Raw genomic sequence first — 10,518 nt, 5'->3', positions numbered from 1 at the left:
ATCGCGCAGAATCGGTCACCAGACAGCTGTCCATCCCACAGACCGGAGTTTTCTCGTGAATCGATTCGACGACAAGCGCGTCCTCATCAGCGGCGCAGGATCCGGAATCGGCCAGGCCACCGTTGCCCGCATCCTGGCAGAAGGTGGCACCGTCGTCGCCGCCGACATTTCCGAGACCGGCCTCGAACAGACGCTGAACACCGCGAAGGACGCAGGACACTCCGATCGCCTGACCACGGTGAAGGTCGACATCTCCAGCGAAGAGTCTGTTCGCGAACAGGTCGGCGCTGCGATCAAGGCTCTGGGCGGGCTCGACGTGCTGGTCAATGCGGCGGGCATTCTGCGCTCCGCGCACACCCACGAGATGACACTCGATTTCTGGAACACCGTCATCGGGGTCAACCTCACCGGAACATTCCTCATGACGAGGGAGTCCCTGCCGGCACTGCTCGAAAGCGGAGCAGGCGTCGTGGTCAACTTCAGTTCCACATCGGCGACCTTCGCCCACCCGTACATGACGGCATATGCGGCGTCGAAGGGTGGAATCCAATCCTTCACGCACGCACTTGCACTCGAGTACAGCAAGCAGGGTCTTCGCGCCGTGGCCGTCGCACCCGGCAGTATCGCGTCGGGCATGACGTCCGATCCCGGCTTCCCGGCCGACATCGACTTCACGCTGCTCGGCAAGCTGGCCCCGGCAATCGGTGAGGGTTTCGCTCCCCCGTCCGCGGTCGCCGGCGTGATCGCGATGCTCGCTTCCGAGGACGGCTCGTTTGTCACCGGAACGGAAATCCGCATCGACGGCGGCACGCATATGTGACCACTTGCTGTGCGCCTTTATTAACCCCCGGCGGTTAATAAAGGCGCACAGCAGCGAGGCGGCATACTTAACTGGCCGCCGGGAACCCGTCCGGCGGTACGACGTGCGGTGGGGAGCCAGCGGTGAGCGAGTCAACAGGCACTACGAACCTCGAGCCCGTGCTGATCAGTCCCGTCGTCGGCGGAAAGATCCGCACCTGGTCCGAGGACGAGACCCGCTTGTGGAGCGTCGACGATCCCGCGGCGCTCGGCGCACTGTTGGGACGCGGTCTCGTAGCCCGTACGACCCTGCCGGACAACAAGTTCCGAGAGGTTGCGTTTCTGGATACCCAGACCCAGGCCCTCACTGTGCAGCCGCGCTTCGCTTCCCCTGACAGCACTGCACTTGCCGCACCGTTCAAGCTCACCGACGCGTCCTCCCCGACCGGCGACGCTTGGGAAGATCTCGAATCGGTACTCGCGTCCATAGCGATCTCCGCTGCTGGACGCGGCGAATTCTGGCTCGCGGAACTCGGCGGGTGGGATTCCCCCCACGAGCCGAACTGCCTCTTCACTACCGTCGACGAATCGGGACTGGCCAACGCGGTCATGGAGGCCACCCCCGCGCCCGTCGGAACCGGCGTCTGGCCGGAGGTTCCGAGCGGACAAACCGGCGTTTCCGTTTCGGCACCAGCCTCACAGGACACCATCGAGGCTGCCGGAATCTTCGCGGTATCAGCGATCGAGACGTGGGGCGTCACACCGTGGGACATCAACCTCACTTTCGGCAAACTGGTCGATTTCGCCTGATCAGCGGCGCCGACACGCGGCGGTGAGTTGTACGTCTCCCCTCAGCCGACGGCTCACGGTTCGTCACAACACGCCCGATGGCGACGACATCGGGCCCCTCGGTGGGCATACTGAGGGAACTGGGGTTACTCCCGGTCACAAATACCCGTGGATCCGCGTCGGGGCGGGTGCGGTCCGACAACACGCGAGCAGCCACAGACACTGGCGGCTCCGAAAGGTTCAATCATGGCAACCGACCAATTACAGACGGTTGTATTGCACGGCGACCAGCTCAAGTACGTCGACCAAGGCAGTGGCCCCGTTGTGGTGCTCATTCACGGCCTACTGGGCGCGCACTCCAATTGGGAGCCGCAGATCGAGACGCTCTCGCGTCATTACCGCGTGATCGCCCCTGATCTCTTCGGACATGGTGCGTCGGACAAGCCTGCCGGCGACTATTCACTCAGTGCTCACGCCGCCACCGTTCGCGACCTCCTCGAAGCCCTCGATATTCCGTCGGCCACCCTCGTCGGTCACTCCCTCGGTGGTGGGATCGCGATGCAGACGCTGTACCTGTTCCCCGACCGGGTGGAGCGGCTGTGCCTGGTGGCCAGCGGCGGACTCGGCCCCGAGGTGAGCCCACTCCTGCGCGCGGCGACTCTGCCCGGCAGCGAACTGGTACTTCCCGTTCTCGCGTCCAGGACGCTGACCGACGTGACGGACAAAGCGCTCGGACTTTTCAACAAGATCGGCCTGTTCAAGCTCGGTGCCAGCGCGAGTGAGGCCCGTAAGAGCTTTGCTTCGGTATCGGACGCGTCGACACGTCAGGCATTTCTGGCGACCGCGCGATCGGTCATCAACTACAACGGCCAAACCGTCAATGCCACTCCGCATTTCGCCAACTTCAAGAACCTGCAGGCACTACTGGTGTGGGGCGAGGAAGACACCATCATCCCCAACGCCCACACCGAGAATGCTCGCGCCGAACTACCGCTGGGGCGGGTGGAGATATTCAAGCGCGCCGGGCATTTCCCGCACCTTGACTATCCGGATCGCTTCGACCGTGTCTTCTCCGAATTCATGACGGACTGCGGAGTCGGTATCGGCACCGGACCCAAGGCCGTCAGCAGCTGAACTAGCTCCCCGCAACCAGCTCTTCGAGGTAGCTCGCCACCCCGTCCTCGTCGTTCGTGGGCAAAATTCGGTCGGCGAGCTCGATGACCTCGGCTCTGGCGTTGGCGGGCGCCAGAGCCGTTCCGGCCCAGGTCAGCATCGCAACGTCGTTGAAGGCGTCACCGGCCGCGGCAACTTCCGACGCGTCGATGCCGTCGATCGCGCACAACTGCGCGAGAGCGCTGGCCTTCGAGACGCCCGCTGCAGCCATTTCCATGTACGGAGCCCCGGAGTGGGTCAACTCCACACCCTCGATGCCCGCAGCGACCGCAGTTCGGTACAGGTCGGCGCTGGGAACCTCGGCATGCCGGGCCACGATCTTGACCATCGGCTCCACGTCCAGCGGCAGCGTATCGGCGAGCACCATCTCGTGCAGGTGCCGGTGATGGTCCGCGAACTCGCACAGAGCGGCATACTCCGGCTCGGCAAAGAACTGCGTGGGTCCGACGTTCGCGAACACGACGCCAGGAATCAGAGCACGAACCTGCTCCATAGCTGTTGCAGCCAAAGATGTTTCGATCGAAACGGTGTCGACGATCTCCGGAGTCCCGTCCGCCAGGTCGAGAATGACAGCTCCGTTGGCACACACAGCTTTACCGCGAAATCCGCACGAGCTCGCCAACGTGTGTACCGAATGCCTGGCCCGGGCCGTCGCCCACACAACTTCGATCCCCGCGAGCCGCGCGTTCTCCATGGCCTGCGCGGTGCGCGCCGAAATCGTTCGGTCGGAGCGCAGCAGGGTGCCGTCGAGGTCGGTTGCGAACATACGAATACGGGTCACCAGACAATGATGGCAGTCCGTTCGCAGCCCTCACCAACTACGTGACATGGGCCGTTGCTCTGTCAATTACTTGCTTGGGCCTCGAGAAGGTGCCGACGCATCTCACCGAAGACCACACCCAGCCGCTCGACATCTCGCGGGCTCAGCAGGTCGAACATGCTCTCCCGTACAGCGGCCACGTGCGCCGGGCTTGCCGACGCCAATTTCTCGGCACCCGAGTCGGTCAGCTCCGCATTAGCGCCCCTCTTGTCGTCGACACACTCGACCCGGCGCACCCACCCGGCACCGACCAGCCGATTGACGGCCCTGGTCACACCACTTCGGGTCGCCATCACAGCGTCGGCGAGCTCACTCATGCGCAGTTGCCGGCCGGGCGCTTCGGCGAGAGCGACCAGCAGTTCGAAATCGGTGAAGGAAATGTCGGAGTCTCGCACCAACTGCTGATCGAGAACACGCTGGAGCAGTCGGGTCGAGTCCAGGTAAGCCCGCCAGGCCGTTTGCTCCGAGTCGCTCAACCACCGCGTCGATTCCATGACACCAGCATATCCGAAGTAGTTGACAACGAAATCAAATGATCTATTCTCAATGTAGTTGATCAGTCAACTACCTGTTCGAAGAGAAGGTTCAACCGAGAGGCGGGCGCTATGAGCGACAACAACGCAGTGCAGTTCGAGGAACGCCGGGCCGAGATCAGGGATCGACATCTGCTCCCCGCCGACAAACGACCCGCATCGACCGCACGCGGCCTGCACCATACGGCCCTGATCAGCAGTGACGTCGAACGAACCGTGAAGTTCTACCAGGATCTCCTCGGATTCCCACTCACCGAGTTGATCGAGAACCGTGACTATCCCGGGTCGTCGCACTTCTTCTTCGACATCGGCAATGGCAACCTTCTGGCGTTCTTCGACTTCCCGGGTCTCGACGTGGGCCCGTACCAAGAAGTACTCGGCGGCCTCCACCACATCGCGATCAGCGTCGAACCCGCCAAGTGGGCGAAGCTACGTACCAGACTGACCGAGGCCGGCGTCGAACTGATCGAGCACAGTGAGGTTTCACTGTACTTCCGCGATCCCGACGGCGCTCGACTCGAACTGATCGCAGACCCACTCGGTGAGATGTACGGCAATCACGTCCTCTGAAAACTTGCTCTCCCCCATACCATTCGGAAGGCACACCATGACCTCCACTCTGTCGCAGCCGAACCTCGATATCCGTCGATCCGGGGATCGTTTCAAGTCCAATGCCGGCTGGCTGGACTCGAAGCACTCGTTCTCGTTCAGCAATCACTACGACCCGAAGAACACTCACCACGGTCTTCTTCTGGTGAACAACGACGACATCGTCACGCCGGGAATGGGATTCGACACCCATCCCCACCAGGACATGGAGATCGTCACCTGGGTACTGAGAGGTTCTCTCGTACATCAGGATTCGATGGGTCATTCGGGTGTCATCTACCCCGGTCTAGCCCAGCGGATGAGCGCCGGAACGGGCATCCTGCATTCGGAGAAGAACGATTCGTGGCGACTCGGTGACGTGGCCGGCAGCCATTCCGACAAGCACAGCGACCCGGTTCACTTCATCCAGATGTGGGTCATCCCCGACGAAGCCGGAATCACCCCCGGCTACGAGCAGTTGGAGATCGACGCCGAATTGCTTGCCGGTGGACTGGTTCCCGTCGCCTCCGGCATGGACGCGTACGCCGATCACTCGGCAATCCGGATCAAGAACAAGTACGCCGCGATGCACGTTGCGCGTCTGCAACCCGGACAGCCCGTGACCCTGCCCGACGCACCGTTCCTGCACGTTTTTGTCGCCGACGGTCAGGCCGCCATGGAAGGCGTCGGAGTGCTCGAACAAGGTGACGCGGTACGCGTGTCCGGCGGCGGAGGTCAGCAGATCAGCTCCGATACCGGGGCAGAGGTCATCGTCTGGGAAATGCACGCCACCGTTTCGCAGGGATGACATGAAGCCCTTCTCGTACGACGCTTCACCGGCTCGAATTGTCTTCGGCCAAGGGATGATCGATACGATCGCCGAAGAAGTGCGGCGGCTCGGCCGTAGCCGAGTGATGGTGCTGGCAAGTCGTCGACTCGACGCGGTTGCCGCCGCCGTGACCGAATCTCTCGGCGACATGGCGGTGGCCCGCTTCGACGGCGCTTTGATGCATACTCCGATCGAAGTCACGACAGCCGCGCTGAGACTTGCCGAGAACCATCACGTCGACACGGTCGTCGCGATCGGCGGCGGTTCGGCAACCGGGTTGTCCAAGGCATTGGCACTACGAGCGGGGTTCGATCAGATCGTCGTTCCGACAACGTACGCGGGATCAGAAGTCACTCCGGTGTTGGGTGAAACAGAGAACGGACGCAAGACAACTCGCTCCTCTCCCCACATCAGACCGGAAACCGTCATCTACGACGTCGACCTCACTCTCGATCTGCCGCTGGATACCACCGTCACCAGCGCCGTCAACGCGATGGCGCATGCGGTTGAAGCGTTGTACTCCACCGAGTCCAACCCGATCACGGACTTGATGGCGATCGAGGCGATCTCCGGGATCGCCCGTGCGCTGCCGAGCATTGTCGATGATCCGAAAAATCTGGAAGGTAGGGCCGAACTACTGCAAGCAGCCTGGTTGGCCGGAACCTGCTTGGGCACGGTCGGTATGGGGCTTCATCACAAGTTGTGCCACACCCTCGGTGGCAGCTTCGGTTTGCCGCATGCTCCCACCCACACCGTTGTCCTTCCCCAGGCAATGGCGTTCAACGCGCCTGGCGTCCCGGAAGTCATGTCTCGAATAGCGACTGCCTTGGGTGTATCCGACGCCGCCACCGGCGTTTTCGACCTCGTCACCTCGTGCGGCGGACCGACCTCTCTGCGAGAGGTGGGAATGAGTCACGATCAGATCGGCCGTGCAGTCGAACTCGCGAACGCCGCCGCTTATCCGAACCCGCGTGAGATCACCCCGGCAGGCCTGAGCGAACTCCTCGAGAACGCCTGGTCCGGGCGTCGACCCGCCATCAGGTGAGAACGAATCAGGCAGTACCGCCTCTAGGCCTGACATGTTCGAAGATCAGAATCGTCTCGGTCGCAGCAACCGCCGGATGCGCCGAGAGATTGTTGACAACGAAGTCACGCAACTGCGCCGAATCCGTCGTTGCGACGTGCAGCATGTAGTCGTCGACACCGGCAACGAAGTACACGTTGAGCACCGAGTCCAGCTTGGCGAAATCGTCGCCGAGCCGGTTGAGATGCGACCGCGCGTTGGCCTGCAGTCGAACTGCGATCATCGCCTGCAGATCCATTCCGAGAGCGGCGGGGTCGATGTCCGCATGGAATCCCCTGATCACGCCGTTGTCCACCAAGGCGCGCACACGTCCGAGGCATGTCGACGGCGCAATTCCCGCGATCGCGGCCAGCGCATTGTTCGGAATCCTCGCGTCCTTCGCCAGCTCTTCGAGCAGAACCCGGTCGATCTCGTCCAACTTCATTGCTGCCCGAACATGCTTCGGCGAGGCAGCCGTCTGAATACCGATTTTTGAACTTTCACGCACCATGCATACAGCGTAGAGAATTATCTTCACTTCTCTTCACTATCTGGCGACGAAACTTCATGCTTGGCACCTGCCATTCGAAGAAACAACAGACTCAGTTCGGAGCCGTGTCATGAAGGTCGGAATCCCCCGCGAGATCAAAAACCACGAGTACCGCGTGGCCATCAGCCCAGCAGGCGTCCACGAACTGGTCGGCCGAGGGCACGAGGTCGTCATCGAAACGGGTGCAGGCGTCGGCTCCTCGTTCAGTGACGAGGATTTCAAGGCCGCGGGCGCGCAGATCCTCGGATCTGCCGATCAGGTCTGGACGGACGCAGATCTACTCCTGAAGGTCAAAGAACCTATTGCAGAAGAGTATTCGCGACTCCGTAAGGATCAGGTGCTCTTCACCTACCTGCACCTGGCGGCGTCGAAGGAATGCACCGACGCGATCCTGACGTCGAAGACCACCTCCATCGCCTACGAAACAGTTGTCGGTTCCGACGGTTCACTGCCCCTCCTCGCCCCGATGAGTGAAGTAGCCGGACGCCTGGCACCGCAGGCGGGCGCCTATCACTTGATGCGTCACGGCGGCGGACGCGGAGTTCTGATGGGCGGCGTCCCAGGAGTGCGCCCCGCCAAGGTCGTGGTGATCGGTGCGGGAGTCTCCGGCAAGAACGCCATCGCCGTGGCCTACGGCATGCAGGCCGACGTCACCGTTCTCGATCTGTCGATCGCGCGCCTGCGGGAAATCGACGAGCTGTACCACGGCCAGGTCAAGACCATCACGTCCAACAGCCTCGAACTCGAACAGGCAGTACTCGACGCCGACCTGGTCATCGGCGCAGTGCTGGTCCCCGGGGCGAAGGCGCCGACTCTCGTCTCCAACAGCCTGGTGGCGCGTATGAAGCCGGGTTCTGTCCTGGTCGACATCGCCATCGACCAGGGCGGCTGCTTCGAGGATTCACACGCGACCACGCACGCTGATCCGACGTACCAGGTTCACGGTTCGGTCTTCTACTGCGTTGCGAACATGCCCGGAGCGGTCCCCCGTACGTCCACCTACGCACTCACCAACTCGACGCTTCCGTACGTCGTCGCCTTGGCCGACAAGGGGTGGAAGGACGCGGTCGCGACAGTTCCCGGCCTGGGGTCAGGTCTGAGCACACACGACGGCCTGCTCCTGTCCGACAGTGTTGCATCGGCGCATGGGTACTCGGCTACCACTCTCTGACCCAGGCAGCTCTGACCCAGGCAGTTCTGACCCAGGCAAGGACAGCTCGAGATCGCTAGCCTTGATCCATGAGCATTCCTGACATCACGCTGAATTCCGGAACCACGATCCCGCAACTCGGCCTCGGAGTCTGGCAGGCCACCAACGACGAAACCGAGCATGCAGTACGGTTCGCACTCGACGAGGCCGGCTACCGGCACATCGACACCGCTGCCGCCTACGGAAACGAAGAGGGCGTCGGACGAGGTATCGCCAACTCGTCCGTCGCGCGAGAGGACATCTTCCTCACCACGAAGCTCTGGAATGCGGATCAGGGCTACGAGCCGGCGTTGAAGGCTTTTGACACCAGCATCGACAAGCTCGGCGTCGACTACGTCGATCTCTACCTCATCCACTGGCCTCTGCAGGACAACGACCGACTCCTCCGCACGTGGGACGCACTCGAAAAGATCGCGGAATCGGGCCGCGCCAAGGCAATCGGGGTGTGCAACTTCGAGCCGCATCATCTGCAGCTTCTCGTCGAACGCGGTGGATTGTTGCCCGCAGTCGATCAGGTGGAACTGCACCCGCACCTCACGCAGCACGCCATTCGCGACAAGGCCGCCGAGCACGGGATCAAGGTCGAATCGTGGAGCCCACTCGGCGGTACCAGTAACGCAGGTTGGGGTAAGGCGTCCAAGCCCAACACCCTGCTCACCGACCCGATCATCACTCGAATCGGTGACCGCCACAGCAAGACTGCCGCGCAGGTCCTGATCCGTTGGCACCTTCAGAACGGCCTGATCGTCATCCCGAAATCCGTACACGATGCTCGAATCGCTCAGAATATCGACGTATTCGACTTCGAACTCACCGATCTCGACCTGAGCGAAATCGATACGCTCGACGACGGTACCCGCGTCGGCGCGCATCCCGATGAACTCAACATCGGTGCACCGAACTGATCAAGCCGCTCGTTTGGTGGGGCGAAGCGCATCGAATCCGTTTCGCCTCACCATCGTTCCGAGGGTCTTCCACCACGGCCGAGCCGGATCCGGCTCGCTTCCGTCGCCCATCCGGTGCAGCTGATCGGTATGCCACTGCAGGTCGAGTGCACCGTCGAGCATCGAGATGTCGGCAACCTTCCCCAACAACTTCCGCGCTCCGAACTCAACAGTCGGCACGGTCAATCGTTCCCGATCCGATTCCAGGAGAACGGTTGCCGCGTCGGGGATCGTGATCGTCGGCCGGCCGAGGCCGATCACGTCGCACGCGCCGGAAGCCAGTGCCTCGACCATCGCCGATCGCGAGCGGAAGCCGCCGGTGACCGCCAAGGGAATGTCGCCGGCAATCGCTCGGACTGTCTCGGCGTACTCGAGGAAATATGCCTCTCGATCGCGAGTGCTCTGCTTCTGCGCTTTACCCATCATGGCCGGCGATTCATAACTGCCACCGCTGATCTCGATGAGATCCACCAACTCTTCGGTCAACGCGCGCACTACTTCTCGCGACTCGTCTTCCGAGAATCCACCTCGTTGGAAATCAGCCGAGTTGAGCTTGACCGAGACCGCGAATCCCGGAGCAACGGCAGAGCGTATGCGCCGAACGATCTCGATCAGAAAGCGTCGTCGACGCTCAGGATCTCCACCCCACTCGTCCGTCCGCTGATTGGACAAGGGCGAAAGGAACTGCGCAACAAGATAACCGTGCGCTGCGTGTATCTGCACGCCCCCGAAGCCGGAGGACTCGGCGACGCGAGCGGTTTCCGCGAACTTGTCGATGATCTCGTCGATCTCAGCGGTCGAGAGTTCTCGCGGCGTCGCCATTCCCGGAATCTTCAGCGCGATCGCGCTCGGGGCGACCGGTCTACCTCTGCTGGCAATCGGGTTGGATTGCCGCCCTGGGTGGTTCAGCTGCATCCAGATCTCGGCGCCGCCGTTCTTGGCGGTCTTGGCCCAGGCAGTCAGTGCTTCGGCATCACGATCGTCGTCGACGACGACATTGCCCGGTTCGGCGATCTGCGATCGATCGACCATGACATTGCCGGTGATCAGCAAACCGAACCCGCCACTGCCCCAACGACCGTACAGCGTTTCCAAGCGAGTGGACGGTCCATGAGTGCGGTCACCCAGAGCCTCGCTGAGCGCAGCTTTCATCGTGCGATTCCGCAGGATCTGCCCGCAGGGCAAAGTCAATGATTCTCCGAGCGTGGTCATGGATGCCTC

Annotated in this window: 12 protein-coding genes; 8 read left to right on the top strand and 4 right to left on the bottom strand. The window is 62.1% G+C overall.

The genetic code is table 11. The features are described from left to right. The first annotated feature begins 55 nt into the window (after nt 1-55). The 3 genes from P3G66_RS10575 (at nt 56) to P3G66_RS10565 (ending at nt 2,721) form a co-directional block, all read left to right on the top strand. A complete protein-coding gene (locus P3G66_RS10575) occupies nt 56-820 on the top strand; it encodes an SDR family NAD(P)-dependent oxidoreductase (protein ID WP_042449451.1) in 765 nt (254 codons plus the stop codon). A 122-nt stretch (nt 821-942) separates the two neighbouring features. Beyond that, the gene (locus P3G66_RS10570) at nt 943-1,608 is read left to right on the top strand and encodes a hypothetical protein (protein WP_276116519.1); all 666 of its coding nucleotides are present in this window, start codon (nt 943-945) and stop codon (nt 1,606-1,608) included. Nucleotides 1,609-1,833: 225 nt separating this feature from the next. Continuing rightward, the gene (locus P3G66_RS10565; RefSeq protein WP_003945464.1) at nt 1,834-2,721 is read left to right on the top strand and encodes an alpha/beta fold hydrolase; all 888 of its coding nucleotides are present in this window, start codon (nt 1,834-1,836) and stop codon (nt 2,719-2,721) included. Between the two features lies 1 nt (nt 2,722). Here P3G66_RS10565 and P3G66_RS10560 read toward each other — a convergent pair whose 3' ends face one another. Continuing rightward, nucleotides 2,723-3,541 (bottom strand): Cof-type HAD-IIB family hydrolase, encoded by an 819-nt coding sequence (locus tag P3G66_RS10560; RefSeq protein ID WP_003945542.1) that lies wholly within the window; start codon nt 3,539-3,541, stop codon nt 2,723-2,725. Between the two features lie 62 nt (nt 3,542-3,603). Beyond that, a complete protein-coding gene (locus P3G66_RS10555) occupies nt 3,604-4,074 on the bottom strand; it encodes a MarR family transcriptional regulator (protein WP_007734171.1) in 471 nt (156 codons plus the stop codon). Nucleotides 4,075-4,185: 111 nt separating this feature from the next. Between P3G66_RS10555 and P3G66_RS10550 the strand changes: the two genes are divergently transcribed. The 3 genes from P3G66_RS10550 to P3G66_RS10540 are packed head-to-tail and all read left to right on the top strand — an operon-like array spanning nt 4,186 to nt 6,575. Continuing rightward, a complete protein-coding gene (locus tag P3G66_RS10550; protein ID WP_007734170.1) occupies nt 4,186-4,683 on the top strand; it encodes a VOC family protein in 498 nt (165 codons plus the stop codon). A 37-nt stretch (nt 4,684-4,720) separates the two neighbouring features. Further along, the gene (locus tag P3G66_RS10545) at nt 4,721-5,509 is read left to right on the top strand and encodes a pirin-like bicupin family protein (protein WP_231782933.1); all 789 of its coding nucleotides are present in this window, start codon (nt 4,721-4,723) and stop codon (nt 5,507-5,509) included. Nucleotide 5,510: 1 nt separating this feature from the next. Continuing rightward, nucleotides 5,511-6,575: a maleylacetate reductase gene (locus P3G66_RS10540; RefSeq protein WP_063315016.1), complete on the top strand. Its 1,065-nt coding sequence runs from the start codon at nt 5,511-5,513 to the stop codon at nt 6,573-6,575. 7 nt (nt 6,576-6,582) lie between these two features. Here P3G66_RS10540 and P3G66_RS10535 read toward each other — a convergent pair whose 3' ends face one another. Further along, the gene (locus P3G66_RS10535; protein WP_003945867.1) at nt 6,583-7,104 is read right to left on the bottom strand and encodes an Lrp/AsnC family transcriptional regulator; all 522 of its coding nucleotides are present in this window, start codon (nt 7,102-7,104) and stop codon (nt 6,583-6,585) included. A gap of 109 nt (nt 7,105-7,213) precedes the next feature. Here P3G66_RS10535 and ald point away from each other — a divergent pair, with 109 nt between their 5' ends. Together ald and P3G66_RS10525 are read left to right on the top strand one after the other, a co-directional pair. Next, nucleotides 7,214-8,314, top strand: coding sequence for an alanine dehydrogenase (gene ald, locus P3G66_RS10530; protein ID WP_276116518.1), 1,101 nt, complete (start codon nt 7,214-7,216; stop codon nt 8,312-8,314). Between the two features lie 68 nt (nt 8,315-8,382). Then, entirely contained in the window at nt 8,383-9,258 is an 876-nt protein-coding gene (locus tag P3G66_RS10525; protein WP_007734162.1) for an aldo/keto reductase, read from the top strand. Here P3G66_RS10525 and P3G66_RS10520 read toward each other — a convergent pair whose 3' ends face one another. Next, nucleotides 9,259-10,509 carry an NADH:flavin oxidoreductase/NADH oxidase family protein gene (locus P3G66_RS10520; RefSeq protein ID WP_065351931.1) on the bottom strand — a complete coding sequence of 417 codons (1,251 nt, stop codon included), beginning with the start codon at nt 10,507-10,509 and terminating at the stop codon, nt 9,259-9,261. It lies immediately after the preceding gene. Nucleotides 10,510-10,518: the final 9 nt, after the last annotated feature.

It is taken from the genome of Rhodococcus sp. C3V, from assembly GCF_029269915.1.
Lineage (GTDB): Bacteria > Actinomycetota > Actinomycetes > Mycobacteriales > Mycobacteriaceae > Rhodococcus_F > Rhodococcus_F qingshengii.
Note: the sequence above shows the minus strand (reverse complement) of the source record. Positions and strands in the feature narration are given on the sequence as shown.

Bases quoted from the DNA above. Each gene is read 5' to 3' on its own strand.
- P3G66_RS10565 (WP_003945464.1), top strand. From the start codon at position 1,834: ATGGCAACCGACCAATTACAGACGGTTGTATTGCACGGCGACCAGCTC.
- P3G66_RS10550 (WP_007734170.1), top strand. From the start codon at position 4,186: ATGAGCGACAACAACGCAGTGCAGTTCGAGGAACGCCGGGCCGAGATC.
- P3G66_RS10545 (WP_231782933.1), top strand. From the start codon at position 4,721: ATGACCTCCACTCTGTCGCAGCCGAACCTCGATATCCGTCGATCCGGG.
- P3G66_RS10540 (WP_063315016.1), top strand. From the start codon at position 5,511: ATGAAGCCCTTCTCGTACGACGCTTCACCGGCTCGAATTGTCTTCGGC.
- P3G66_RS10520 (WP_065351931.1), bottom strand. From the start codon at position 10,509: ATGACCACGCTCGGAGAATCATTGACTTTGCCCTGCGGGCAGATCCTG.
- P3G66_RS10535 (WP_003945867.1), bottom strand. From the start codon at position 7,104: ATGGTGCGTGAAAGTTCAAAAATCGGTATTCAGACGGCTGCCTCGCCG.
- ald (WP_276116518.1), top strand. From the start codon at position 7,214: ATGAAGGTCGGAATCCCCCGCGAGATCAAAAACCACGAGTACCGCGTG.
- P3G66_RS10555 (WP_007734171.1), bottom strand. From the start codon at position 4,074: ATGGAATCGACGCGGTGGTTGAGCGACTCGGAGCAAACGGCCTGGCGG.
- P3G66_RS10525 (WP_007734162.1), top strand. From the start codon at position 8,383: ATGAGCATTCCTGACATCACGCTGAATTCCGGAACCACGATCCCGCAA.